The sequence below is a fragment of the Ruegeria sp. CK1 genome (genome assembly GCF_056536545.1).
In genome coordinates this window covers 1-24500 of the sequence record NZ_JBQFPX010000004.1, presented here as the reverse complement: position 1 = coordinate 24500, position 24500 = coordinate 1, and the positions used below count along the sequence as shown (strand labels likewise).

Sequence of the window (24500 nt, the reverse complement as noted above, 5' to 3'; positions counted from 1 at the left end):
CGTCGGCCTCTGTTAAGGATTAAACAATGCTGACCTTCCATAGCGTTGCGTGACAAGGCAATGTGGTCAGATAGAACTTACCACTGGCGGATTACCAATGCTCACTTTGCCTGAAATTGACATGAAGACGGCTGACCGACGCGCTTTTTTTGCCGAAGTCGTGAGACCCTATGATTTGGGATATAAGCTGATCCGTGTTGGTGATTTTGGGGACGGAGGGTACCTATTACCCAACGACCTCGAAGATATCACTGCATGTTTTTCTCCGGGCGTATCTCGGCAGTCTAGTTTTGAGTTGGATATAGCAAAACACGGGATTCCGTCATTTATGGCAGATGGTTCGGTTGATGAACCGATCCTGAAAGTTCCGGGATCGGTATTCGTCAAAAAGCACTTGGCTGCCAAGACAGGCACTGACGTGATTTCGCTTGAGGATTGGATGACCGAGTTTGCGCCAGCAGAAGGTGACATGATCCTGCAAATGGATATCGAAGCAGCTGAATACCCAGTCCTATCCACACTGCCAATTAATCTTCTGCACCGATTTCGCATAATCGTGCTTGAGCTTCACCGCATACCGTCGATCCTGATGAAGCCGGGTGCGTTCCAGAGAGCGTATCCCGCCTTGTCTGCATTAAAAGAGGGCTTCGTTTGCGCTCATATTCACCCAAATAACGCGTCTGGAACGGTAGATATTGAAGGTGAGACGTTTCCTCGGGTGATTGAAGCTACGTTTGTTCGTCGGGATCGCATTAAGCAGGCTGTTCCAGTGACGCAGTTACCGCATCCTCTGGATCGTCCTCACAGACCGAATGGGCCGGTGTTGAAATTGCCGCAGGAATGGATCGACCGTTAATCCAGAGCGAATGGTTAAAGAAAAAGGGCACCGCTGCGCGATGCCCGTTCTTCCGAAATGAACTGGTGTATTCAGATGGATTCATCAATCCAGCTTTGTAGCGCAGCCTTCGGGGCTGCACCGGCACGGTTCGAGACGACCTGACCGTCCTTGAAGATGAACAGCGCCGGAATGCCACGCACGCCCATGGCGGCTGCGGCGTTCGGGTTGCTGTCTACGTCCACTTTGGCAATTTTAATCTTATCACCGTATTCAGCGGCCAGCTCTTCCAGAGCGGGGCCAATCTGCTTACAGGGACCACACCACTCGGCCCAGAAATCGACAACTACGGGGATGTCGGAATTCTTTACTTCGGCGTCAAAGGTATCGTCGGTTACGGCTACGGTCGACATATTCTGTCTCCTGAATGGGGTAAGCTCGGGATCAGAACGTAGGGTCGGTGTGGTCCAAGGTCAAGATATCTGGGTGCGCGCTAATGCATCCGTCACAAGATCGTGTGGCAACCACATAAGGTCTGCCGTTCGGGTCCATAGGATCGCTGTGCGTATATGACGGCCAGGATAAATCTGCGCTAAGGCCTGGGCGTACGCTCCCATTTGTCGCAGAAGTCCTTCGGGGCATGTTTCCGGACTGTCAGGAACAGTGGCATTTGATTTGAAATCAATCACCTGCACGTCAGTCTCGGTAATGACTAACCTGTCGATCACGCCATGCATGCGCTGCCCGTTCAGGTCGGCAGACACCGGAACTTCAGCCAGAGCGTCATCGGCAAAAACGTCTTGCAAGTGATCCGCTGTCAAAACGTTTTCCGCCTCTTTCAGCAGCTCGCGCCGTTCAGCTTCTTGCATATCGGGCAGAACCCTTGTGCAAAGCTGCTGCCAGTTTTCGCGCGCGGTTGACGGCAAGTGTTCCAGTAACAGATGCAGGCGGGTGCCGCGAAGCTTGGCAGCTTCTTCATCCAGACCTGTATCTCCGGGCAAAGCTTTGGCTCCACCAAGCTCCGATGGGCTTAACGTATCGGGTGCCAGCTCTGGTACCGTCGCCGAACTCAGAAATTGGGTAGGCAACGGCGTCTCGGCAATCTGGCTCTCAGAGTGGTCTACACGCGGCAGTGCGTCCCAATCTGCATGGGATAGGCGAAGCGTTTCCGAGCCGGGCAGTTGCGTGGCCCCTGTGCGCTCCATCGCGGCCTGAACCATTTGATACCAGCTGGTACCATCCTTGCCGACATCCCCGGCAGCTCCAACTATCAACCACTTTTCCGCCCGTGTTAGAGCCACATACAGTAATCGTAGCCGTTCATTCTCTTCGCGGCTACGCGCTTCTGCCCGCGCTTGCGCAATCAGCGCCGGAGAAGCGTCTGCAGGTACTTTCCAAAGCGGAATACCCTCACCCACCATGATTTCAGCATCCCGCGGGGCTTGCCGTTTGCCCGTGTCCGGCAAAATCACGATCGGGGACTCAAGCCCCTTAGAACCATGCACCGTCATCACACGGATCATGTTGCCGACACCGCTCATCTGCCGCTTGATTTCCAGATCGTCGGTCTGCATCCACACGAGGAACCCGGTCAGGCTGGGAATGTCTGTGCGTTCATAAGCCAGCGCCTGTGAGAGCAGAGCGTTTATGCCATCCTCAGCTTCTGCCCCCAATCGGCCCAGCAGTTTTCGTCGCCCATCATGACGGGTCAGGATGCGTTCAATCAGGTCATATGGGCGCAGAAAGTCGATTTGGTCGCGCAGATCGTTGAGGATGTTCAGCGTTTCCGGGAACTCTTCGGCACGGTGACGTAGCGCAGCCCACAAGTACTGTTCTTGCCGCCGGTGCGCCAGATCGAAGAGCTGTTGCTCACTCCAACCAAACAGCGGTGATTTCAGCACGGTCGCCAGCGAGAGGCTATCCTCGGGCGTGGCCAGAAAGCTCAGCAGTGCAGCCAAATCCTTTACCGCAAGTTCTGCGCCCACTTTCAGGCGGTCGGCACCGGCAATGGGCAGACCCTCGGCTTTACAGGCGCGGATGATCTCGGCAAACAGGTCTGAGCGGCGCTGCACGAGGATCAGGAAATCCCCCGGCTGAACTTTGCGTCGCACAAAAGACCCAGGCGTTTCGCCATCCTCTGGGATCGTCTCTCCTTGATCGATCATGTCCTTGATCGACCGGGCCACCTTCTCGGCCAGAATGACCGTGTGATGACGCGATCCGGGGCGATCCACCGGATCGGTCCAGTCGCCGTCGCTATCGTCCTCGACCTTTTCAACCACTGGCCACAGATCGACACGACCTGGCAGATCCGCTTTGAAGGCGCGGTGTTGGCTTTCCTTGTGAAATCCGGCTTCAGCACGGTTTTCGAACAGGATATCAACCAAAGACAGGATCGCGCTGGATGACCGGAACGAGTATTCCAGCGTCGAATCCCACAGTTTAGAGCCTGATTCCGCCAGTCTTGCACCAAAATCTTGCTGCATCCGGTCAAAGGCCTGCGGGTCGGCACCCTGGAAAGAATAAATTGACTGTTTCTTGTCACCGACCACAAAAATCGTGCGCTCTACCCCTGACCGGGCCCCTTCCCCGCTGGTGAATTCCTGGGCCAGCTTTTCGATCACATCCCATTGGTCTGGGCTGGTATCCTGGGCTTCATCGACCAATATATGATCGATGCCACCATCCAGCCGGTACAGCACCCATTCTGCAACGGCTGGATCGTTTAGCACCTGCCGAGCGCGCAGGATCAGATCGTCGAAATCCAACCAACCCCGCAGTTGTTTGCGCCGCTCGTATTCCGGCAGGAAGGCGGCGGCGAAACGATGCAGGACATGTGTTTTTCGCGCCGCGACAAGGGCCAACCGTTGCTCGCGCGCATCCTCGATCCGCAGCATAAAAGATTCCAGCTGCGGCATTTGTTCGGCAAGTGCACCCTCGCGTAGGGCTTTTGTCGGGAAGCTGTTGATCTTGGCAGTAAAGGGCTCCTTGGCGGATTTCCCGGTTAGAAATACGCTTTCCAACATGGGTAGGCTGCTGATCTTAGCTTCGGTAAACGCAGAAAGCTTGGCCGCAGCCTTGGCGTTGTTGCCACCGCTGTCCGTCAACGCGGGTAGGATTGAGCGGATCAGCTCGATCTCACCACCCAGAAACACGCGGCTCGCCAGAACGTCCTCGTCAAATGCATCAGCCAGTCCGAACTTTTGAAGTAACTGGCCCCATTCGACCGGTTGCACAAACAGGCCGCGTTTGTGCGTTATGGCCGCGGTCAAATTGTCGAACCCAGTGTCGGTTACGAAACGGGCGACATCCTCAATCAGCTTGGCCTGTGGCCCTTCTGCAAAATCCTCGACGACTTCTTCGCGCAGCAATGCGGCAGCACGATCTTCCATTTCTGAAAATTGCGGGCTGACCCCGGCCTCCAGAGGAAACCGCCGAAGCAGCGAGGCGCAGAACGAATGGATCGTCTGAATTTTCAACCCGCCCGGGGTCTCAATTGCGCGGGCGAACAACGTACGCGCTTGCGCCAATCGGTCGGGATCAATGACGCCCGGTACGCCCAGGTCGGTCAGTTGCGCCAACAAGAGCGCATCGCCCAGCATTGCCCACTCACCCAGGCGCTTGAACAGCCGGTTCTGCATCTCGCTTGCGGCGGCTTTGGTGTAAGTCAGGCACAGGATGTGTTGCGGCTGCACCCCGCCCAGCAAAAGTCGCGCCACCCGATCGGTCAGAACCCGTGTTTTGCCTGAACCCGCATTGGCCGCCAACCAGGTTGAGGCATCTGGCCGTGCGGCCTGCACTTGCCGTTCTGTAGCATCGTTGCGGATGTTCATTTCAGGACCTCTGGATCGGTTTCATCGGTCCGATCCCATTCGCCGAACCGGGCCAGATGGTCATAATCACCAATGTCGGTGTCCTTGTGCAGCATGCGGCGGGAGGTGAAGCCTTGATCAGGCTCTAAATAAGCGGAAACAAGCTCTTTTAGCTCAGCGAGTACCTTTTCAGGCGGTTCTTTCGCTAAGGGAGCATCGACCTCTTTGTAGCTGCCGCCCATGCCGATAAATACCGCTTCAGCGACCGGGATTGGATCGATCCCCTCGATGGCGCCTTGTTCAGCCATCGCCGCTTCGATCAACAACTGTTTGTCGAACTTCGCTTGTTGGCTTTCAGTCGGAGGCACACCAGTCTTATAGTCAACGATCCGCAATGCTCCGCGACTGTTTTGGTCGATACGGTCCGCCCGGCCAGCGATGGTGAAATTCAATGGAGCCAGTTCCAATTTCATAGCGGCTTCAAAGGCAATGGGCCCACCGTCACCACGCCTGGCGGTTTCGGCGCTTAGAAAGTCGTCGGCAATCCGCTCTAACCGCGCAAGCCACAGCTTACGGGCTGTCGGCCAAGCGACATGTTGGTCCAGTAACGTTTCTGCGCGTTTCAAGAAGTTCTCGCAGGTCAGCAAGGCGGTATCCAGAACACTATCCTTGATGAAATGCTCCAGGATTTCGTGGATCACAATTCCCCGCAGCAATGCGTCCGGGGCTTGAACCAGCGGGTCCAACGGCCGCAGCCTTAATACATGCTTTGCGTAGATCGCATAAGGGTCGCGGATCAGGCGTTTGATTTCCGTAACACTCAGGCGGTTGGGACGTGCAGCAACCGGAGGTCTCGGAGACGGACGCTGGGCTGGCTCGATCTTAGGCGCAGCCTCCAGTTGCTCTGACCAGCGCAAATGTTTTTGCCCACGGGTACGCATCGCTGAAAGAGCTTCGGGCCCGCCCTGCCCCGGCAGTCCCTGCAATAGGTTCGTCATGCGGTTCAACCAGCGCGACGGTACTGTCTCTGCGTCGTCGGATCGGGTTGCTCGGGTCAGCCAAACTTCGGGCGCACCTACAGCTTGCTGGAAATCGTGGGCAGAAAGACCGATGCGGCGTTCCGGCAGCAGCAGGCCAGCCTTGTCGCGCATTTGACGGTTCAGCCAGGGATCTGGTGCCGGGGCCTCGGGCCAGCTGCCTTCGTTCACGCCGCCCAGGATAAGCAGATCAGCCCCCTGTACCCGCGCTTCGAGTGTGCCCCATATCATGATGCGCGGATGAGGCGCGTCGCGGTCGCGGACTTCTTCACCCGCCAAAAGCGCACCCAGCAAATCGGCAAAATCATGTGCCGTCATCGGGCCGCCATGTTGCGCCTCGTCCTCCAGCGCCGACAGAACCGCCCTTGCCTTTTGGCCTGCGTTCTTTTCCCACAGTGGTCCAGTTTCACCGTCACTGCCGACTGAGATTGCTTCGGCCAAGGTACGCAAACGAGTAACCCACTCAGACAAGTGTAGCTCTTCGTTCACCTGCTGGTCGCAGAAATGCGTGATCAGCCAGCGCATCCAGTCTTCAGTGACCTCTTTTCGGATGGCAAATTCGGTCAGGCTGGCGCTGTCAGGGTATGGAGGGCCGTGACGCCGAAGATCCAGCTCCAGATCGCGGGTATGCAAAAGATGCGCGCCGCGATCGCTGCCGCCGTGGCAGAGCGGGTGTTTCAGAAGTGTCAGAAACGCCTCGCCTTCAAGGCGGCGGACGAACAGACCTGCGACATGGCGCAAGAAACGGCCCGGAGGCGACAATTGCAATGGCAGCCCTGCACTGTCGTCTGGCAGGATATTCCAACGATCCAAGGCAGCGCTGACTTGACGGGTTAGCATGCGGTCGGGGGTGATCAAGGCGGCGGTCTGACCGGTTTCCGCTGCTTCGCGCAAGCGTAGGGCAATGGCGAGCGCCTCGGCGCGGGGCGATTGAGCCTCGACCAGTGTCAGTTTTTCTGTGGCGCCGTTCAAATCACTTAGAAGTGGACCTTCGGACAGCCAGGCATCGGTAATCGGCGCTGGGCGTAGCGCGAGGGAAATCAGTCGGTTACGAGCGGGTGAAGGGGCAGGGTCATCGGTCCATTTTTTAATCTGACCGGGCTGCATCTCGAGCCGCGTCATAAGTTTACGGAACCGATATTGCGGATGATCTTCCGACGTCAGGGCGTCGTCCAGTCCCTGCCAGACGTGATTTGGCTGATCGAAATCGTATCCAGGCAGGATCAGAGCACCTTGGGGAAGGCGGGCGACGGCCTCCATCAGCATCAGCGTTGTGCCGCGTGATCCGGTTGAGCCTGCAAGTATTACCGGGTGCAGTGGCGGCGCGGTCCGCCAGCGGTCGATCAGGTTTTCTACGACACGTCGCTGCCGTGCCTGTGCGTCCAGAGCGTCGGGACCTGACGCGATGAAATGATCGGCGATCCCGATAAATGCCTGCGCGCGCGCCCAGTGCCCGGACAAATCGCTGACATCCAGTTGCCGGATTGCGTCCGGGGAAACCCCTTCGCCCTGCATTTCATCAATCAGCGCGGCCAGACTGTCTGACAGATCAAAAAGTGAGGACCGTGCGGCCAGATCCGGCTGTTGTTCCAACAACTTGGCGATCAGTTGGGTCAGTTCCAGCCTGCGTCTTAACGGCGGTATGGCCGGCGGGATATGCGCCAGATCAACGCTTTCACCCAAATCAGTCACCAGCGACAAGCGCGGCAGCAAGCAGGCCGGACCTTTATCGAACAGCTCGCGCACACGCCGAGCCATGCGGCGGGTGTTGATCACAAGTTGCACCCGCGCCAGTGCCTCGGGTGGGTGTGTAGCAACACGCGCCCGCAGTCCGTTCACCAAAGCCTTGGGAAAGTCAGCCCCTGGCGGTACGGCAAAGACTCGAGGCGCGGCGCTGGGTTCAAACATCGTCGATCAGACCTTCGGCCAACGCGATCCCTTCAGGACGGCCCACATCACACCAGCGACCGGGATAGGTGGCTGCGAACAGTCGGCCTCGCTTGTGCATTAGATCCCACAGCACGTTCAGCGAGAACGCTTTCTCTGAAACACCCAACAGATCGCCGGTTTTCATGATCTGTGCGCCTCCATATACCAGACCGGGGCCGCGGGTGATCCGGCCATCGGAATCGGCGGCGAAGTCGCCCGCTCCGCTGTGCCCAATGGTCTGTTCGATAGGAACACACATCAGCAGCGCGTCCATGCTGTCTGGATCCCAAGCGTCGCGCAAAAGGGTCAGTGGGTTCGGTCCGGACCAGATGGCATCCGTGTTCAGCGTAAATACTGGATTAGACCCTAATAAAGGTAAAGCGGCGCGTAATCCGCCACCTGTTTCCAAGATTTCCGGCTCTTCGCGGGACAGCGCTACGCCTTTAGGGGTCAGATGGGCCTCAAGCTGTTCAGGCTTATAATGAAGGTTGGCTACGACGCGTTCCGGGTTCAAGTCGTCAACCAGGTCAAGCGCGTGATCAATCAAAGGACGACCTGCGACTTCGATCATAGGTTTGGGTCGGTCTTTGGTCAGCGCACCCATACGGGTCCCAAACCCGGCAGCAAACAGCATCACGGCTTCGGGAAGTTGGGTCATGAACGTCTGAGCCTGTTCAGATTTTCTGGGGTGGGTTCGGGAAGCGTTTCTCGAAGCAAATCGGCGACGGTGACCAACGCAGGATGGCTTAGATCGCGCATCAGGTGCGCCCAAGTGTCTGGAATCAGATCAATGTACTTTGGTTTGCCGTATTCCGTTGCCAATCGGGCAAATACGCCCAGAATCCGTAGGTTCCGTTGAGCGCCAAGAACAGCGTAAGCCGTGCGAAAATCGTGGTCATTCACTCCGGTCGCGGTGATATAGCGGTTTAGCATCTGCATCTCTGTGCCCGGGGCCACATCGCGGCGCACATCTTGCAGCATCGAGACAAGATCATAGGCTGGGTGCCCCAGCATGGCGGACTGGAAATCCAAGAGACCCACCCGCTTAACCCCTTCACGCTCCGGCAGCCAGATCATGTTTTCTGCGTGATAGTCGCGCTGCACAACCACTTTGCTGCCTGAAGTTTCGCGGTGCAGAATATCTGAAAAGCGATGCTCAAAACGGGCCCGCGCGTCCCCATCATGATCGCCCAGAATCTCTTGTGCGTATTTGGTAAAAGCCAGCGCAGCCAGCTCAGTCATCAAGGTCGGATCATAAGATGGCAGTGATAGTGTTGGTGCTTTGTATAGCTCGATCAGCACGTCGGTTGCGGCTTCGTAAAGCTCGCGCTCCATCTTCGGATCCTGTTCCAGAACGCGGGCAAACAGGTCATCACCCAAATCTTCCAGCAGCAGAAAGCCGTATTCAGTGTCCTCGGCGTAAATCTCAGGCGCACTAAGACCGATCTTCCTTAGATATTTTGCCATGCGGACAAAAGCCTCGACCGGTTCTGCCTCATCCGGAGGAGAGTCCATCAAAACCGCAGTGCGTCCCGTTTCGGGGTCAGTCAAACGCTCATACCGTCGGTTCGAAGCATCCCCCGCCAGTGGCGCGCGTGTCGCGTTCGACCACGGTGACTGCGCGATAAGGGCTTCGGCTAGAACAGCCCGGTTCGTCATGCGGTGCTCTCCAATATTTTGGTCCATTTCGGATCAGACCAGCTCAGGGTTAACTGCCGTTTTTCTGTTGAATTAGGGTCTGATTCAAAACGCAGATTCAGGGCTGTGATAGGGGTAATAACCCCCAGTTTGTCAGGCCATTCGACAAGGCAAATAGCGGTGTCAAATGCTTCTGCCAAGCCCAACTCCTCGATCTCCTCAACAGAGCTTATCCGGTACAGGTCACAGTGCCAAATTTCGCCGGACTGAGTGTCATATGCCTGTACCAGTGTGAAGGTGGGTGACGGGACATCCTCGGGAATAACCATCAAAGATTGGATCAGACTTCGGGCGAAGTGGGTCTTGCCGGTTCCAATCTCGCCCTCAAGCAAAAGGATATCGCCAGGCCGCAACGCTGCGCCTAGCCTGACAGCCAGGTTTGCAGTTTCTTCGGGCGAATTCAGGGTGATCAAACGTGAGTGCGGCGTCATGGCGCCACAATGGCCTTACGACCGGTCGGCTGCAACCCGGTTCAGGCGCTGATTTTCTGGATCGGCAGAGGTTTTGTCGTGTCCTCAGTTGAGAACCGAACAATAGTCGCGCCGTTTTGCATTGGGCTAACCGTACAAGTCAGATTGGTGCCGTTTCGCAGCCTGAGCCCGCTGGACCATTCGGCACGGCTGTCCCTCATCTCCACAAAATCACGTATTTCACCAAGGATTGGTGTTGCCGCGCAGTGTTCTTGCCAATTTCGCGTCACGTTTAAAACGGAGTCTGGCTCGAAACCGACCTCTCCGGTATCGCCCCACAGGTGTTGGTAGGCGCGGTTGGTGAAAGCCAGCGTTCCGTCGTCGCTAAACACAGCGATGGCGTCAGCTAGTTTGTCGAGAACTGATTGCATAAGGTCCATTTCCGAGCGGAACCGACGGGTAAGGGTAATTTCTGCGGTGATGTCTTCGAACAGAAACGCAACAGCTCCGTCCGGATGCGGGCGACCGCTAACCGAATATACTGACCCAGAGGGCAGCGACCAGGTTTCCTGATAATTTCCGTCCTCAGCAGCTTCGAGAAGGTCATTCATCTGGGTGCGCCAACTGCGGTAATTCTTCGGTTCCGGCATCATGTGCTGATCGCGCAGCCGATCGAAAAAGCTGGACAGGCTGGGGCGGCAGCTGAGGAAATCCGGGGGCAGGGTGGTCAGATCGATCAGCGCCGGGTTGAACAAGGCCAGTTGGCGATTGCGGTCAAATATGGCCAGCCCGATCGACAGTTGAGCAAAAGTTTTCGTCATTGTCTGGACGAATTTGCGCTGGGTCGTTTCTGCGGCGACGATGGCATTGATATCTACGGCATAGCACAAATGACCTTCGGGATGATCGACTAGACTCAGGTCAAACCAAAGTTTGTTTTCGATGTCGTCAGATGAGATTGAAATTCGGGTCTTTGCTCCCAACCGTGCATCCCCGCATGCACCGGGAAACAGAGGTGCTGTCAAATCGGTATCCTGACCGCGCACCTTTCGAACCAAGGATACATAGGCGGCATTGCACCACCTCACGTTGTTTTGGCGATCCAATAACCAGACAGGGTAGGGTGCATGCTCCATGGCCAAGCGGATAGGATCCTGCGCTTCGCGTTGAACCGGGCGATGGTTGTCTACACTGTCACGCAGCTGCACACGAACGATGCCGTCAATCCACTCGCACAAAACGTCCCGTTCGATCGTGCAGTCGATTGGCGGAATGACTAGCGTACCCGCGCTGCGAACTTGATCGGGGGTTTCTGGAAAAGCTGGAAAATTCCTTTGTAGCAAGCGGCGCAGGTCAGCCCAGTCGCGAACGGACTCGAACCCCTCCAACGCTATGTCGGAGTGGCTGATCAACCGATCTGCCTCGAACAGAAAAACCGCATTGAACAGCGAAGCCGGGGCGGAAAAGCCGAAATTGTCTCCCGCTTGCCGACGACGGGGCAAAAGCCACTGCACCGCCAAACTGGCTGATACCAGGCTTATTGCGGCTAGAATGATCCAGTCAATCATACATTCCTCGGGGCTGACAGCACAAAGGGGAACTATGCGGGAGAATGGTTAACGGGGTCTTAACTCAGACTTGGATCCGCTGATTTGCGCCCGACGGCACAGGGGTGTCGCCAGTTTGCGCGTCGATGAGTTTACGTGGCCAGGATACCCGCACAATTGCGCCCCGGCGTTCTGGGTCGTCGCATAAACTCTGGTAGGGGTCTGAACCATTGGCAAAATGCAATTCCGCGCCGCTACGCTCCAGCAACGTTTTGGCGATGAACAGACCCAGCCCCATGCCCTCATATTCTGGCCGGGTTCGTTGATCCGTCTCAGCCCTGCGGCGGCGCATGAATGGGTCCCCGATCCGACCGATCATATGTGCCGGATAGCCGCGCCCGTCATCCATGATGTCGATGGTTATCTGATCGGTGGTCCATTCGGCCTCGACCCAGACATTGGTACGGGCAAAGTCCACCGCGTTCTGGATCAGGTTGCGTAACCCGTGAATAATTTCCGGTTTGCGCAAGATCGAGGGTTGCTGCACATCACCGTCCCCCGCAGGCCCCTCGTCAAAATGCACGATCTTGCCTCGATTGATATGCGGCTCGGCGGCTTCATGTACGACTGTGGACAGCGGTGCTTGCCGTAGATGCAGATCGTCTTTACCTGCGCGCCCCATATCGCGCAGGATATCGCGGCAGCGGTTGGCTTGTTCGCGGATAAGAGCGGCGTCTTCTTTCAGGTCGGGGCGGTCATCCAGCTCTTCGATCAACTCAGAGCTGGTTAGTTTAATAGTGGCCAGCGGAGTGCCCAGTTCGTGCGCCGCAGCGGCGACCACGCCACCCAGGTCCGTCAGTTTCTGTTCGCGTGCCAAGGCCATGTGGGTGGCAGCAAGCGCCTCGGACATCGAGCGGACCTCGGCGCTGACCCGGTGGGAATAGGCTCCGATAAAGACGATGGCGATGACGACCGCGGCCCAGTTGCCGAACACTAACATATCGGGGGTTTCCAACATCTGCCCCTGTTCGGTACGCAGCGGAATGTGGAACTCGGCCAGCAATGTGGTCAAAACAATCGCCACGCCGCCCACGATCAAGGTCGAACGGGTGCTCATCACATTGGCCGAAATCGTCACTGGACCCAGCAGCAACAGGGCAAACGGGTTGTTCAGTCCACCGGTCAGATACAGCAAGATGGCGAGCTGCATAAGATCGAACAAAACCATCAGGAAGTTCTCAAACTCGGTCAAGCGCTTGTTTTGCGGGAACAATAGGATGGCTGTCATGTTCCCCATGACCGAGACTCCTATGGCCAGATAGCACAGCGCCAGCTCTAGCTGCACGTGATAATATTGTTGCGCCACAGTGATGGCCGTGAACTGACCGAAAATGGCCACCCAGCGCAACAGGATCAGCGTACGCAGTCGAATCCAATTGCTGCCTTCCTGACCACTCCACAATGTGATGTTGGAATTTGCCATCGGTCTATTATGTCCTGTTGCATCGGCTGTTCATCTTGATAGGTGTCCCGGCCGAAACGATCAACAACCCCTCTTGTCTCAGGATAGATGACATGGTCCGTCTTTACGCCATTCTTGCAACCGTTGTTTTGGCCGTCGGCCTGGGCGCCATGTGGCTGCTGACATTGGGCGCGCGCCCGGACGATCAATTCGCGCAATGCCGCACCAGCCAGATCGCGGGTGGCTCGGCTGCTATTGGTGGTCCATTCGAACTGATCAATGGCAAAGGTGAGACAGTCACCGACAAGGATGTGATTACCGAACCCACGTTGGTCTATTTCGGCTATACGTTCTGCCCGGATGTCTGCCCCTTTGATATGTCCCGCAACGCCGAAGCCGTGGATATTCTGGCCGAGCGGGGCCAATCTGTGACACCACTGTTCATCTCGATCGACCCGAACCGCGATACCCCAGAGGTGGTAGATGACTATGCCTTTAACCTTGGCGGCAAGACCATCGCCCTGACCGGTACTCCTGAGCAGGTCAAGGCCGCCAGCCAAGCTTACAAGACCTACTATAAGGCCCATGACAAAAGCGACGAGTTCTATCTGGTCGACCATTCCACCTTTACTTATCTAATGACGCCCGAGCAGGGGTTCCTTGAATTCTTCAATCGTGACGACACACCCGAACAGATGGCCGATAAGGTCGGATGTTTTCTGGATAAGCTCTGATGCGTTTGACCTTTGGGGCGGCGCTGCTATTACTCATATTTAAGCCAAAGGCGTGAAATAGCGGAAAGAACAGAATATGGCGGATACCTCTGACCTCGATATCGGTCCCGATAAATCCCTGCTTTTGGTGGATGATGACGAGCCGTTTCTGAGGCGTCTGGCCAAGGCCATGGAGAAGCGCGGGTTCGAGGTTGAAACCGCAGGCTCCGTTGCCGCAGGTCGCGCAATTTCAACTGCCCGCCCACCTGCTTATGCGGTGGTCGACCTGAGGCTTGAGGATGGCAATGGGCTGGATGTCGTCGAGGTCCTGCGCGAAAAACGCCCCGACAGTCGGGTTGTGGTTCTGACCGGATACGGCGCGATTGCCACCGCCGTGGCCGCTGTGAAGATCGGCGCGACCGATTACCTGTCAAAGCCTGCTGACGCCACCGACATTACCAGCGCCTTATTGGCCAAAGGCGACGAACTTCCTCCACCGCCGGAAAACCCCATGAGCGCGGATCGTGTCCGCTGGGAGCATATCCAACGGGTCTATGAGTTGTGTGATCGCAACGTATCCGAGACCGCCCGCCGCCTGAACATGCACCGCCGGACGTTGCAGCGTATTTTGGCGAAGCGCAGCCCACGGTAAAACACGGCCTTTTGGAATCCGGCTTTAAATCTGTGTTGATCGGGAGACTTCGGTTTGTCTGCTTTGCGGGACAAATCTGCCTTCCGACAACGTTTTGCCAATGGCCGCTTAGAGCACTCTTAGGTGGCAAAGGAAAATCTGACGGCACGGCGCAAGCAAGCGCTATCCAAGCTTAAACTGTCACCATTTCAGCATATTCGCTCATCGAACCGATGTTCAAAAAGATGGGCTCAAGCGGGAGGAGTGACTGCCGTTTGGGACGCATAACCACACGTACCTCTCTTTGATAAGCGTACCCAAAGTGCTTGGCCAACATGGGTTCCCTGAATTTCGTGTAATCACGGTAGGGATCATAATAAATCACGCGCCCCGCTGCGGGCACGAAATCGGGACGTTGGGCCAGAAACGTGCTGATGAGCCGCTGTTTGAACAGTTCTGGACTGTGGATCACAATTGCCGCGTCTGCATCGAAATCGGTAGGCATTCGATGGTGGATGCTCTCGCAGAGGCTGAACAGGTAGTAGTCTTCAAATACTAAAGGCAGCACTACGTCGTCGTCATCATATGCTTGCTTTTTTCCTTGAAATTCGAGGTGCGTCTTTCCTTCAAGTCGCTCATGATAGGTTGGCAGGAAGAAAGTTCGGCTCGTCTCATCATCCCTCACTGCATCGAGAAATCCAGAATCATTGTAGAGGCCAGCATTGGCCAACCGAAGTTCGCCCTTTTGCAGCATTGGCTCCAGGTATCTGCGCTTACCGTACTTGACGAGAATTGGCGTCGAAGGAGCTTCATAACCTTCGAACATCCGGACACCAATCGGAGTGCCGTTCTCGAAATACTTCTTTATTGGCGCACCCGCACGCTCAATTAAGTTCGGTGGTGGCCCACCACCGGTTCGAAAGGCATATTCTTCAAGAAGGTGCGTGAAAGCTTCCATAAACTCGGGGTTCGAATGAAGTGAAACAAGCTGAATTTTGCCATTGTCGCCGAGTTCCATAACGTTCTGGAAGACATTACAGAAGCGCTCATCGAGCCGTTCGTCTGGAGCGCCCAGTAGGTACGGATGCTGCGCATAAACATGTCGCCAATGGTCGTCCCGTCGGAGTCGTTGGGATGGCCCGGCCCTTTCTTCAAGTTGCGCTTGACGCTCTTTTGCAAGAGTTCGGCGCACTCGCAGTTCTTCAATCGATACTTTCGCCATTTCTCAGACTTATGTTTTGTTTGCGCAACGCGAAAGGTGTAGGTTTCACGTCCTAGTCAGAAGCGGAACAGATTGAGAAAACTGTGCGTCACACCGCAATGTCCCAAAATGCTGTTTGCTCTAGTAAGCTGACACTCGCGTAGGGTGCATCATCGGTGACTAATGGCTCAGAGCTGACGTTGGTTTACAACTGCGCTCTACAGGTGTCCCATCAATGCAGCGTGCCGATCATTATAGGCTTGTCGCACCTCAACCGGTGGCCGCAGTCTGATTTCCAAACCTTCCATCACCGCCTTGTCCGGTCGACCGAAAAACTTGGTCGCCTCGGCCTCGGAAAACCCCGCGATCTGGGTGGCCTCCATCCAGGCGCTGATCTTATCGGCTTTTTTGATCTGCCGTTTTACCGTTTTCGGCACCGCAGCGGGCAGGCCGAAGCGGATATGGATCGCCGCCGCCAGACGGTCATCCAGAGCGCCGTAACCGGGGCCGACAGCGGCTTTGACGGGCGAGATCATATCTCCGATCACATATTCCGGCGCATCGTGTAACAACGCCGCGAGCCGCCATTTCACTGGTGCTTTCGGGGCAATTCTGCCAAACAATTCCTCCACCAGAAGGGAATGTTCGGCGACGGAATAGGCAAAATCCCCAGCGGTTTGGCCATTCCACCGGGCCACAAAAGCCAATCCGTGGGCGATATCCTCGATTTCGATGTCGACAGGGGTCGGATCCAGCAAATCCAGCCGTCTTCCCGACAGCATTCGCTGCCATGCTCTGGGTTGTGTTGCCATTTTGCCATGCCTTGTGAAGTTGGACACGTTCATTTCGCGCTTTTGTGATATGATGTACCTGTCGAGATCACCTGCTGCCAACTTTTTCTTGACTAGGCGTGCTTTGAATTGGCGCGTGGTGATACCGACATTTGTGCTGAGGGGGGTGCATACTCCTCCCAGTGTGCCCCTCTCGGAACGCAATGCGTATCGAAAGGAGCTACTTATGTTTAAGCGACTGTTTGGATTGACTTTGGCCTTTGGGATGGCCGCGACAGCGCCTCCTGCCTTTGCCCAAAGCTGCGCACAGCGAGAGCATGTGGTCGCAAAGCTGCAAGACAGTTACTCAGAAGAGCTGGTCTTTGGCGGATTGCAGAAAACCCGCGGAGCGCAGGCTGTGATGGAGGTCTGGACCTCGAAGGAAACCGGAAGCTACACGGTTCTGGTGACCCAAGCGAACGGCATTAGCTGTATTGTGGCCGTTGGCACCGATTTTTTTGAAGCGATCCCGAAGATTAAACTGAAGGGTGAGCCAAGCTGATTTTAGCGACGGGATACTCCATTTCCGGCCATGTTCGTTGCCACCTGCCCCAAGGAGTGTTAGGGGCAGCCCGGACTGTAATTTACCGGAATGGAGCACCTGATGGCCGGGGACTATATCGTCAAAGACATTACGCTGGCCGGGTTCGGCCGCAAAGAGCTGGATATCGCTGAAACCGAGATGCCGGGCCTTATGGCACTGCGTGCAGAATACGGTGAAGCAAAGCCGCTGAAAGGCGCGCGCATCGTCGGCTCGCTGCATATGACCATCCAGACCGCCGTTCTGATTGAAACACTGGTTGCGCTGGGCGCGGATGTGCGCTGGGCGTCGTGCAACATCTTCTCAACCCAGGATCACGCGGCGGCGGCAATAGCCGAGGCTGGCATCCCTGTCTTTGCCATCAAGGGTCAGACACTGGAAGAGCACTGGGATTATCTGGATAAATCCTTCCTGTTCGAAGACGGCCCCAACATGATCCTGGACGATGGCGGCGACGCTACGCTGTACATCCTGCTGGGTGCCCGCGCCGAAGCGGGTGAGGACATCATCCCGGTTCCCGGTTCGGAAGAGGAAGAGGTGATCAAGAAGCAGATCGCCAAGCGGATGGCTGCAAGCCCCGGCTGGTTTACCAAGATGCGCGACCAGATTCAGGGTGTCTCCGAGGAGACCACCACTGGTGTAAACCGCTTGTACCAGCTGGTGAAAGACGGCCATCTGCCGTTTCCGGCGATCAACGTAAACGACTCAGTCACCAAGTCGAAATTCGACAACAAATACGGCTGTAAGGAATCGCTGGTCGACGGCATCCGCCGTGCCACCGACACCATGATGGCCGGTAAGGTTGCCGTGGTCTGCGGTTACGGCGATGTGGGCAAAGGCTCGGCTGCTTCGCTGCGCGGCGCTGGCGCCCGTGTGAAAGTCACCGAGGTTGACCCGATCTGCGCGCTGCAAGCCGCGATGGACGGGTTCGAAGTCACCCTGCTGGAAGACGAAGTTGCCAGCGCGGATATCTTCATCACCACAACCGGCAACAAGGACGTGATCCGCATCGAGCATATGCGCGAGATGAAGGACATGGCCATCGTCGGCAACATCGGTCACTTCGATAACGAAATTCAGGTCGCCAACTTGAAGAACCACAAATGGACGAACATCAAAGAACAGGTGGACATGATCGAGATGCCCTCGGGCAACCGCATCATCTTGCTGTCTGAAGGCCGTCTGTTGAACCTCGGCAATGCCACCGGTCACCCGTCTTTCGTGATGTCAGCGTCCTTCACCAACCAGGTTCTGGCGCAGATCGAATTGTTCTCCAAAGGAGATCAGTACGAGAACAAGGTCTACATCCTGCCCAAGCATCTGGATGAAAAAGTGGCTCGCCTGCATCTGGATCGCATTGGCGTGAAGCTGACCAAAATGGACAACGAACAGGCGGCTTATATCGGTGTGAAACCGGAAGGCCCCTATAAGCCCGAGCATTATCGCTACTGATAGTGATCACAAATAAGCGGCGGCCATGCAGGCCGCCGTTTTCTTTTGGCACATGTCTTAATTGCGCAAAGGTGGGATAAAGTCCCCGCGCCCGTTGGGTGTAACGTCAAGAATGTTCCAAAGTGGCCATGCGGAATCCACATGCCGGGGGTGCCAGTCGCTGGGTTCAAAGAACAATTCCGAACTCCAGAAATGATGGATCCCGTCGGCGTCTTTCTGAAAGACATTTAGGATCGGCAATTGGTTGCCTTCGTCTGTCTCGGCCAGATAGTCGCGTTGATAAGTCGTGCCAAGCGCAGAGTATAGTGGGAGGTTATTCCACCCCATGCGCGCCTTGAGGTCACCCAGCTTTTGCGGTGTGTTTTGAGCAACGATAGCGATTGATACGGTTTGTGTCAGATGTTCAATCTGACTATTGAGACCATCCAGAAAGGCCGAACACATAGGGCAGGGTGAAGTGGCATCTGGCCCGTACATCAGCGAATAGATGACCAACGTGTCATGTGCGCCAAACAACGAAGATAGTGGCGCAGGATCGTTGGACAGAGTGTGAAATGTGTAATCCTGCGGCAAATCCCCTCCTCTTGGTAGACTGCGACGCAGGGCGGCCACGTCTTCGATCCTTTTTCGCAATTCGATTTCGGCATCCAAAAGGGCCGCACGGGCTGTTCTGTATTCAGCGGATTCGTTTGGGAAATTCACGGACATGGGGCTCTCCTACCATTATTTAACAAAAATGTTAAATTATAAACCTGCAAAAATCAAACCCGATTCGAATTGGTGCTAACGGTAGAAGATCGGCTTACGGGGAAAGCCGTGAAATTTTCCCTTTGTCCGAATTTTTTCTGTGATTAACCTGCTTGCACCTGTTTCAGGACGAGAGTCATCAGGACGCAACCGCTTTAAGGGAGAGTATTTCATGGGAAAACGCGACGAGTTGATCGCCAAGTATGCAGATGATCTGAAATCCAAATGCGGCATGGATCCGGACATGGACCTGCTGACTAAAGTCACCATCGGTTGTGGTCCGGCGATCTATGATGCCGATGCGTCGACCGTGGCGGCTACGCAGGAAGGAGAGCTTGAAACCGTCAAGAGCAACTTCCTCATCAAGAAACTGGGTCTGTCCGACGGGCCTGAGCTTATGGAAGCGATTAACAAAGCGCTTGAAACCTATGGCATGTCCGAGCGCAACAAGTACCGCGCCGTGGTTTACTACATGCTGACCAAGCATTTCGGCAAAGAGTCGGTTTACGGCTGACCCGCATATGCGCCTGCACCGGTGGGCGTTTTCAATTTTAAGCACTTGGTGTTTGAACCGACCGCTGGAACTCGGCTAGTGTCAGTGTGTGACCAGGACGGTCAGAGCCGATAAATTTCCAGACGCGTGTGGTGAGTTGGGAGCACGCTGGGGTAGGGAGGGTTCTGTATCAGTCAGGGCCTTCCCTTTTTCAGTTTGTGTCGCGCAATTGAACTCAACTAGATCGCCATCTACGATCTCGGTGTATTTTAATTTTTGAATTGAGCACAAAATGTCAAACTCAGAACAATCGCTGGGCGATACTTTTACCATCCGGATCAAAGAGATAGGAAGTTTTTTTGCGGGTGGTCACAAGGTTACATTGACCGGCCAACCAGTTCAGCATCTTCAAGTTTCGCAAAACGCACCAACGCGCACGGTCGATATGAATGGCGACTACCTGACGGGCCAGTGTTATGTGCAGTTTTTGCGGCAGGTTGAGCCGAAATTCGACGCACCGTTGATGTTCTGGCACGGCGGCAGCATGACGGGTGCAACATGGGAAACAACGCCCGATGGTCGCCCCGGATGGCATAGCTTTTTTCTGCATGCTGGCTTCGATACTTTCAATTGCGACGCTGTTGAACGCGGCCGGGCAGGATGGTCACCCTATCCTCAGATATACACGGACGACCCGGTCTTTCGCACCCTGAACGATGTTTGGACGATGTTTCGATTTGGTCCGCCGGATGGGTATTCAACTGATCACACTGCGCGCCGTCCATTTTCCGGAATCAGGTTCCCGTTGAATACGTTGGACGGGTTTGGATCACAATTCGTACCACGTTGGACCACTCATGCGGACATGACGCTGGCTGCTTACTACGACGCGCTGCGCCGCGTAGGGCCGGTTTGGCTTGTTGCTCACAGTCAAGGCGGTCATTTCGCATTGGATGCGGCGGCTACCCATCCAGAGTTTTTCAAGGGTGTTGTCGTCATTGAACCCGCATCGGTTCCGCCCGATACAGGCCGCGCCGCGCAAGTGCCGCATCTGTTGATATGGGGCGATAACATTGATGAACATGCACTCTGGCGCGTCTACAGGGATAAGGCGGATCAATACGTAAACCAGTTGCGATCAGAGGGCGGCGTGGCGGACATCCTCGACCTGCCCGCAGCAGGAATAACTGGCAATACCCATGCCATGATGATGGACGACAACTCGGACGATATCGCCGGAATGATCCTAGATTGGATCAAAAAGACCGGTTAGTCGGCCTGTGTTTCGCCAAGATCGCAGATCACTTGCCATTCGGCATCGCTGACCGGCTGCACCGACAAGCGAGAATTCTTAACCAGCACCATCTGGTCCAAGCGTTCATCTGCCTTGATCTGGTCCAAAGTGACCGGAATGTTAAACGGGCGTATCGCCTTGATGTCCACACACTCCCACCGCTCATCATCGGTGGTGCTGTCAGGATGGGCCTCGGCGCACACCTCGACAATGCCGACGATCGCCTTGTCTTTTTGCGAATGGTAAAAGAACCCACGATCCCCGATTGCCATCTGGCGCATGAAATTGCGCGCCTGATAATTGCGCACGCCGTCCCATTCCTCGCCAGTTTCACCTTTTGCGAACTGCTGATCCCAACTCCAGGTCGAAGGCTCAGATTTGAACAGCCAATACGCCATCAGCCAACGACCTTTTTCCAATGGATCAGTTCGACGGACTGAAACAGCCCTGCTTTGGCATACGGGTCATTGTCGGCCCAACTCTGTGCAGCGGCCAAATCTTCGACCTCCAGAACGATCAGAGAGCCGATCATCGCGTCCCCGTCCAGCAAAGGACCAGCTTGTTGGACGACGCCGGTTTCCTCGATATAAGCCAAGTGGTTAGCGCGATTGTCCAGCCGGGTTTGTAGGGCGCCATCCTTGTCCTTGGCGATCAGGGCGATGAGCATGTTATTCCTCCTTCAGGGGTCGGTTGAGTAGCCAGACAATGGCTTCGCCAACACTACATTCTCCGGTGCTTATTTCTGCAACCATTGCACTTATAGGCATGTCCAATTCCTCGGTCGCAGAAATTTTGGCCAATGCTTTCGCGGTGGCAACACCTTCGACGGTAGTATTCGCATCAAATTCATCTAAGCGTCCCAATGCCAGGCCGAAACGATAGTTTCTCGACTTTTCAGAAGAACAAGTCAGAACCAAGTCGCCCATGCCGGAAAGCCCCATAAGAGTTTCTGGGTGCGCGCCCCGCATAGCTGCGTACCGCTGCATCTCTGCAAAACCTCGCGTCATCAGGGCGGCGCGGGCGCTTTCACCCAACCCTTCGCCAATGCAGCCGCCGCAGGCAATTGCGATGACGTTTTTTAATGCCCCTCCCAACTCTGCTCCGATCACATCGGTAGTGCGATAGAGGCGCAAGTTCGGCCTGCTAAGTTCATGCTGAAGGTGCAGGCTCAGTTCGGCATCCGCACAGGCCAGTGTCAATGCTGTAGGCAATCCGCGCGCGATATCATCGGCAAAGCTGGGTCCGGTTAGCAGGGCCGGGCGCGCATCCGGGATGGTCTGGTGGATCACCGAGATAGGACCAAGACCCGAAGAAAGCTCGATCCCTTTGCAGCAGGCCACCAGCGTTTTTCCGGCCAGAACAGAAGAGTGTTCCATCAAGGCCGCGCGCAGCTTCTGCATCGGTACCGCAAGCAACAGGACATCAGCGGCTGTGGCGGCCTGTATATCGGCCGTCACCAAGATTTCGTCCGGCAGGATCACATTTGGCAAGCGCGTCTTGTTCTTGCGGGTGTTTTGCATGTCGCGTGCTTGCTCTGCGTTGCGCGACCACAAGGTCACCGGGCCGTTCCCGGCCAGTGAGATTGCCAGCGCGGTGCCGAATGCACCTGAACCGAGAACCGCGACGCTCATGCTTTGGCCCCTTTCTTCCCGCTGCCCAGCATTGCAGGGCTGGTCTGGTCCAATGGCCAACGGGGGCGAGCAATCAGGTCCAGACCATCACGGGCCCCGGTGCGAAACCGCTCAATTCCAGCGTAGGCGATCATTGCAGCGTTATCGGTGCACAAATCCAGGGGGGGCGCAGTGAAACGAGCCCCTTTTTCTGCACAAACAGTCTCTAAAGCGGAACGAATGGCCGCGTTTGCTGCCACTCCTCCGGCCACTGCGATCACCGGGTCTGACGGGTTTTCTTCCAAATACCGATCCATCGCGCGTCGGGTCTTCTCGGCCAGAGTATCAACGATGGCTTGCTGGAACCCGGCGCATAAGTCGGCGCGATCCTGACGGGTCAGGCCACCCTTTTCAGCAACGATTTGATCCCGCAACCGCATCAGTGCGGTCTTCAGCCCCGAGAATGACAGGTCGCACCCCGGTCGATCCAACAGAGGGCGTGGAAAGCGAAAGCGCTTGGGATCTCCAAGCCGCGCCTCAGCTTCAACCGAGGGACCACCCGGTTGTGACAAGCCGAGCAAGCGGGCGGTCTTGTCAAACGCTTCGCCAGGCGCATCGTCGATAGTGCCGCCCAGACGCGTAAACTGTTCCGGGCCGTGGGCGATCAGGTATTGGCAATGACCACCTGACACCAGAAGCATCAGATAGGGATAAGGGATTCCATCGGTCAAGCGCGGCGTTAGCGCATGTCCGGCTAAGTGGTTCACACCGATCAGAGGCAGGCCGGTCGCAGCGCTCAGACCCTTGGCGCACATAACACCGGACATGACGCCGCCGATAAGCCCCGGCCCGGCTGTGACGGCGATGGCATCGATCTCGGCAAGCGTTGTTTTTGCAGCCTCTAAGGCTTGTACAACGCAGACATCCAGCTTTTCTGCATGCGCCCGCGCCGCGATTTCCGGGACGACGCCGCCAAAGGCGCTATGCAACTCGGTTTGGCCGTGTACGACCGATGACAGTATTTCGGCTCCTGACCCATCGGTTTGGCGCACGACCGCCGCGGCTGTGTCGTCACAGCTGCTTTCCAATCCGAGCACGGTAAGTGTTTGCACCATAGACCTGATCCGTTACACCATGATTGCCAAGCGGGGTATCACCCTGCGCGGATGCAAACAATCCCAAGGCCGAGGGCGCCGACCGTTGTATTTGCTTATGACCCGCCCGCGCGCAGCCTCTGAAAGGTTCGTCGCGCAGTTATCGACCCGCACCCAGACGCGGGTAGAGGTCATCTATTCCCCAATCCTCGAGATCAAGCCTTTGCCGATTTGCGTGGATACTACCGACGTGCGGGGGCTGATTTTCACCTCAGCCAACGGTGTAAACGCCGCGATTTCGCAAGGATTGTCCCGGGATATGCCTGCTTTTTGCGTTGGCCCTGCCACCACAGGTACCGCCAAGGGCGCAGGTTGGAATGCGCAGATGGTTGGCGCAACGGCTGAAGAGTTGGTGGCTTATCTGATTAAACACAGGCCCGAAAGCCCTCTGCTCCATCTTCGCGGCGAGCATAGTCGGGGCAATGTGGCCACCCGTTTGACCGAGTCGGGGCTGACTGTGCGTGAACAGGCTGTCTATCAACAACGTCTGTTGCCGCTAACACCCGAAGCAGAGGCGGCTGCCAGTGGTGAATCCCCGGTTATTGCGCCCCTTTTTTCACCCAGAACAGCGCGACAATTTGCCGAAATTTGGGTTGGTTCGGCCCCGTTGTGGCTGGCTGCGATCAGTGAAGCGACGGCTGAACCCCTTTATTCCTTGGACTATGCGCGCTTGAAGATATCCAAAGAGCCGACACCCAAGAAAATGCAGAAAGCCGTTAAAAAGCTTGTGAAACATGCGATGCGGGTTGAGGGTGGCGAGACCACCGATTAACCTAGAGTGGCCTGTTATTCATGAGATTTTGGATTCGATAAGGGGAATGCTGCGGTGGCTCGTAAGAAAAAAACCGATCAAAAGCCGGTGGAAGACCCCAAGTCGGAAGACCTGATCGACTCGGCAAATACACCGGTCGAATGGTCCGATACTATGGGTGAGCCTGCACAGGACGATGTATCCCAATCCGAAGAAGCGGCCATTGACGCTGCTGGTATAGAAGACGAGAACCTTTCCGAAGCCGAAGCCGAAGCCGAAGCCGAAGCCGAAGCCGAAGCCGAAGCCGAAGCCGAAGCCGAAGCCGAAGCCGAAGCCGAAGCCGAAGCCGAAGC

23 protein-coding genes and 1 pseudogene are annotated in these 24500 nt (G+C 56.0%); 9 read left to right on the top strand and 15 right to left on the bottom strand.

Going from position 1 to position 24500, the window contains the following annotated elements:
- Positions 1-121 precede the first annotated feature (121 nt).
- Positions 122-856 carry a class I SAM-dependent methyltransferase gene (locus ACR0L3_RS11160; RefSeq protein ID WP_480745797.1) on the top strand — a complete coding sequence of 245 codons (735 nt, stop codon included), beginning with the start codon at positions 122-124 and terminating at the stop codon, positions 854-856.
- Positions 857-927: 71 nt separating this feature from the next.
- On the opposite strand, the gene trxA is transcribed toward ACR0L3_RS11160, so the two are convergent.
- From trxA to regB, 8 genes are all read right to left on the bottom strand, one after another.
- On the bottom strand, positions 928-1248 hold the full coding sequence (gene trxA, locus ACR0L3_RS11155) for a thioredoxin (RefSeq protein WP_170444806.1): 321 nt from the start codon (positions 1246-1248) through the stop codon (positions 928-930).
- A gap of 60 nt (positions 1249-1308) precedes the next feature.
- Entirely contained in the window at positions 1309-4668 is a 3360-nt protein-coding gene (addA, locus tag ACR0L3_RS11150; RefSeq protein ID WP_480745796.1) for a double-strand break repair helicase AddA, read from the bottom strand.
- Complete coding sequence (gene addB, locus ACR0L3_RS11145) at positions 4665-7592, bottom strand: double-strand break repair protein AddB (protein WP_480745795.1); 2928 nt, start codon at positions 7590-7592, stop codon at positions 4665-4667. Before addB ends, addA begins: the two co-directional genes overlap by 4 nt.
- Entirely contained in the window at positions 7585-8271 is a 687-nt protein-coding gene (locus ACR0L3_RS11140; RefSeq protein WP_480745794.1) for a nucleotidyltransferase family protein, read from the bottom strand. The genes addB and ACR0L3_RS11140 overlap by 8 nt, the downstream gene beginning before the upstream one ends.
- Positions 8268-9272, bottom strand: coding sequence for an aminoglycoside phosphotransferase family protein (locus ACR0L3_RS11135; RefSeq protein ID WP_480745793.1), 1005 nt, complete (start codon positions 9270-9272; stop codon positions 8268-8270). The genes ACR0L3_RS11140 and ACR0L3_RS11135 overlap by 4 nt, the downstream gene beginning before the upstream one ends.
- Entirely contained in the window at positions 9269-9742 is a 474-nt protein-coding gene (gene tsaE / locus ACR0L3_RS11130) for a tRNA (adenosine(37)-N6)-threonylcarbamoyltransferase complex ATPase subunit type 1 TsaE (protein WP_480745792.1), read from the bottom strand. Before tsaE ends, ACR0L3_RS11135 begins: the two co-directional genes overlap by 4 nt.
- Positions 9743-9783: 41 nt before the next feature.
- Positions 9784-11289, bottom strand: coding sequence for a PAS-domain containing protein (locus ACR0L3_RS11125; protein WP_480745791.1), 1506 nt, complete (start codon positions 11287-11289; stop codon positions 9784-9786).
- A 64-nt stretch (positions 11290-11353) separates the two neighbouring features.
- A complete protein-coding gene (regB, locus tag ACR0L3_RS11120; RefSeq protein WP_480745790.1) occupies positions 11354-12751 on the bottom strand; it encodes a sensor histidine kinase RegB in 1398 nt (465 codons plus the stop codon).
- 92 nt (positions 12752-12843) lie between these two features.
- On the opposite strand from regB, the gene ACR0L3_RS11115 reads away from it, so the two are divergent.
- Together ACR0L3_RS11115 and ACR0L3_RS11110 are read left to right on the top strand one after the other, a co-directional pair.
- Positions 12844-13464, top strand: coding sequence for an SCO family protein (locus ACR0L3_RS11115; protein ID WP_480745789.1), 621 nt, complete (start codon positions 12844-12846; stop codon positions 13462-13464).
- Between the two features lie 76 nt (positions 13465-13540).
- Complete coding sequence (locus tag ACR0L3_RS11110) at positions 13541-14095, top strand: ActR/PrrA/RegA family redox response regulator transcription factor (protein ID WP_480745788.1); 555 nt, start codon at positions 13541-13543, stop codon at positions 14093-14095.
- A 172-nt stretch (positions 14096-14267) separates the two neighbouring features.
- Here the strand turns inward: ACR0L3_RS11110 and ACR0L3_RS11105 are convergent, their stop codons facing one another.
- Together ACR0L3_RS11105 and ACR0L3_RS11100 are read right to left on the bottom strand one after the other, a co-directional pair.
- Positions 14268-15296 carry a hypothetical protein gene (locus ACR0L3_RS11105; RefSeq protein ID WP_480745787.1) on the bottom strand — a complete coding sequence of 343 codons (1029 nt, stop codon included), beginning with the start codon at positions 15294-15296 and terminating at the stop codon, positions 14268-14270.
- Positions 15297-15493: 197 nt separating this feature from the next.
- A complete protein-coding gene (locus ACR0L3_RS11100; protein WP_480745786.1) occupies positions 15494-16087 on the bottom strand; it encodes an HD domain-containing protein in 594 nt (197 codons plus the stop codon).
- Between the two features lie 205 nt (positions 16088-16292).
- Here ACR0L3_RS11100 and ACR0L3_RS11095 point away from each other — a divergent pair, with 205 nt between their 5' ends.
- Together ACR0L3_RS11095 and ahcY are read left to right on the top strand one after the other, a co-directional pair.
- On the top strand, positions 16293-16607 hold the full coding sequence (locus tag ACR0L3_RS11095; RefSeq protein WP_480745785.1) for a hypothetical protein: 315 nt from the start codon (positions 16293-16295) through the stop codon (positions 16605-16607).
- 102 nt (positions 16608-16709) lie between these two features.
- Positions 16710-18098 carry an adenosylhomocysteinase gene (gene ahcY / locus ACR0L3_RS11090; RefSeq protein WP_480745784.1) on the top strand — a complete coding sequence of 463 codons (1389 nt, stop codon included), beginning with the start codon at positions 16710-16712 and terminating at the stop codon, positions 18096-18098.
- A gap of 57 nt (positions 18099-18155) precedes the next feature.
- Here the strand turns inward: ahcY and ACR0L3_RS11085 are convergent, their stop codons facing one another.
- The gene (locus ACR0L3_RS11085; RefSeq protein WP_480745783.1) at positions 18156-18806 is read right to left on the bottom strand and encodes a DUF899 family protein; all 651 of its coding nucleotides are present in this window, start codon (positions 18804-18806) and stop codon (positions 18156-18158) included.
- Between the two features lie 211 nt (positions 18807-19017).
- On the opposite strand from ACR0L3_RS11085, the gene ACR0L3_RS11080 reads away from it, so the two are divergent.
- Both ACR0L3_RS11080 and ACR0L3_RS11075 read left to right on the top strand, forming a co-directional pair.
- Positions 19018-19359: a DUF2853 family protein gene (locus ACR0L3_RS11080; protein WP_480745782.1), complete on the top strand. Its 342-nt coding sequence runs from the start codon at positions 19018-19020 to the stop codon at positions 19357-19359.
- Between the two features lie 271 nt (positions 19360-19630).
- Complete coding sequence (locus ACR0L3_RS11075; RefSeq protein ID WP_480745781.1) at positions 19631-20611, top strand: alpha/beta hydrolase; 981 nt, start codon at positions 19631-19633, stop codon at positions 20609-20611.
- Here the strand turns inward: ACR0L3_RS11075 and ACR0L3_RS11070 are convergent.
- The 4 genes from ACR0L3_RS11070 to tsaD are packed head-to-tail and all read right to left on the bottom strand — an operon-like array spanning position 20608 to position 23357.
- Entirely contained in the window at positions 20608-21030 is a 423-nt protein-coding gene (locus ACR0L3_RS11070) for an EVE domain-containing protein (RefSeq protein WP_480745780.1), read from the bottom strand. The two genes, ACR0L3_RS11075 and ACR0L3_RS11070, sit on opposite strands and share 4 nt — an antisense overlap.
- Positions 21030-21299: a YciI family protein gene (locus ACR0L3_RS11065; RefSeq protein ID WP_480745779.1), complete on the bottom strand. Its 270-nt coding sequence runs from the start codon at positions 21297-21299 to the stop codon at positions 21030-21032. The genes ACR0L3_RS11070 and ACR0L3_RS11065 overlap by 1 nt, the downstream gene beginning before the upstream one ends.
- A gap of 1 nt (position 21300) precedes the next feature.
- Positions 21301-22263: an NAD(P)H-dependent glycerol-3-phosphate dehydrogenase gene (locus ACR0L3_RS11060; protein ID WP_480745778.1), complete on the bottom strand. Its 963-nt coding sequence runs from the start codon at positions 22261-22263 to the stop codon at positions 21301-21303.
- Entirely contained in the window at positions 22260-23357 is a 1098-nt protein-coding gene (gene tsaD, locus ACR0L3_RS11055) for a tRNA (adenosine(37)-N6)-threonylcarbamoyltransferase complex transferase subunit TsaD (protein ID WP_480745777.1), read from the bottom strand. The genes ACR0L3_RS11060 and tsaD overlap by 4 nt, the downstream gene beginning before the upstream one ends.
- Before the next feature lie 97 nt (positions 23358-23454).
- Here tsaD and ACR0L3_RS11050 point away from each other — a divergent pair, with 97 nt between their 5' ends.
- Together ACR0L3_RS11050 and ACR0L3_RS11045 are read left to right on the top strand one after the other, a co-directional pair.
- Complete coding sequence (locus ACR0L3_RS11050; protein ID WP_480745776.1) at positions 23455-24168, top strand: uroporphyrinogen-III synthase; 714 nt, start codon at positions 23455-23457, stop codon at positions 24166-24168.
- Positions 24169-24222: 54 nt separating this feature from the next.
- Positions 24223-24500 (top strand): annotated as a pseudogene (locus ACR0L3_RS11045) (hypothetical protein); the annotation flags it as partial.

Coding starts and splice junctions, on each gene's coding strand:
- ACR0L3_RS11160 (WP_480745797.1), top strand. CDS start 122: ATGAAGACGGCTGACCGACGCGCTTTTTTTGCCGAAGTCGTGAGACCC.
- trxA (WP_170444806.1), bottom strand. CDS start 1,248: ATGTCGACCGTAGCCGTAACCGACGATACCTTTGACGCCGAAGTAAAG.
- addA (WP_480745796.1), bottom strand. CDS start 4,668: ATGAACATCCGCAACGATGCTACAGAACGGCAAGTGCAGGCCGCACGG.
- addB (WP_480745795.1), bottom strand. CDS start 7,592: ATGTTTGAACCCAGCGCCGCGCCTCGAGTCTTTGCCGTACCGCCAGGG.
- ACR0L3_RS11140 (WP_480745794.1), bottom strand. CDS start 8,271: ATGACCCAACTTCCCGAAGCCGTGATGCTGTTTGCTGCCGGGTTTGGG.
- ACR0L3_RS11135 (WP_480745793.1), bottom strand. CDS start 9,272: ATGACGAACCGGGCTGTTCTAGCCGAAGCCCTTATCGCGCAGTCACCG.
- tsaE (WP_480745792.1), bottom strand. CDS start 9,742: ATGACGCCGCACTCACGTTTGATCACCCTGAATTCGCCCGAAGAAACT.
- ACR0L3_RS11125 (WP_480745791.1), bottom strand. CDS start 11,289: ATGATTGACTGGATCATTCTAGCCGCAATAAGCCTGGTATCAGCCAGT.
- regB (WP_480745790.1), bottom strand. CDS start 12,751: ATGGCAAATTCCAACATCACATTGTGGAGTGGTCAGGAAGGCAGCAAT.
- ACR0L3_RS11115 (WP_480745789.1), top strand. CDS start 12,844: ATGGTCCGTCTTTACGCCATTCTTGCAACCGTTGTTTTGGCCGTCGGC.
- ACR0L3_RS11110 (WP_480745788.1), top strand. CDS start 13,541: ATGGCGGATACCTCTGACCTCGATATCGGTCCCGATAAATCCCTGCTT.
- ACR0L3_RS11105 (WP_480745787.1), bottom strand. CDS start 15,296: ATGGCGAAAGTATCGATTGAAGAACTGCGAGTGCGCCGAACTCTTGCA.
- ACR0L3_RS11100 (WP_480745786.1), bottom strand. CDS start 16,087: ATGGCAACACAACCCAGAGCATGGCAGCGAATGCTGTCGGGAAGACGG.
- ACR0L3_RS11095 (WP_480745785.1), top strand. CDS start 16,293: ATGTTTAAGCGACTGTTTGGATTGACTTTGGCCTTTGGGATGGCCGCG.
- ahcY (WP_480745784.1), top strand. CDS start 16,710: ATGGCCGGGGACTATATCGTCAAAGACATTACGCTGGCCGGGTTCGGC.
- ACR0L3_RS11085 (WP_480745783.1), bottom strand. CDS start 18,806: ATGTCCGTGAATTTCCCAAACGAATCCGCTGAATACAGAACAGCCCGT.
- ACR0L3_RS11080 (WP_480745782.1), top strand. CDS start 19,018: ATGGGAAAACGCGACGAGTTGATCGCCAAGTATGCAGATGATCTGAAA.
- ACR0L3_RS11075 (WP_480745781.1), top strand. CDS start 19,631: ATGTCAAACTCAGAACAATCGCTGGGCGATACTTTTACCATCCGGATC.
- ACR0L3_RS11070 (WP_480745780.1), bottom strand. CDS start 21,030: ATGGCGTATTGGCTGTTCAAATCTGAGCCTTCGACCTGGAGTTGGGAT.
- ACR0L3_RS11065 (WP_480745779.1), bottom strand. CDS start 21,299: ATGCTCATCGCCCTGATCGCCAAGGACAAGGATGGCGCCCTACAAACC.
- ACR0L3_RS11060 (WP_480745778.1), bottom strand. CDS start 22,263: ATGAGCGTCGCGGTTCTCGGTTCAGGTGCATTCGGCACCGCGCTGGCA.
- tsaD (WP_480745777.1), bottom strand. CDS start 23,357: ATGGTGCAAACACTTACCGTGCTCGGATTGGAAAGCAGCTGTGACGAC.
- ACR0L3_RS11050 (WP_480745776.1), top strand. CDS start 23,455: ATGACCCGCCCGCGCGCAGCCTCTGAAAGGTTCGTCGCGCAGTTATCG.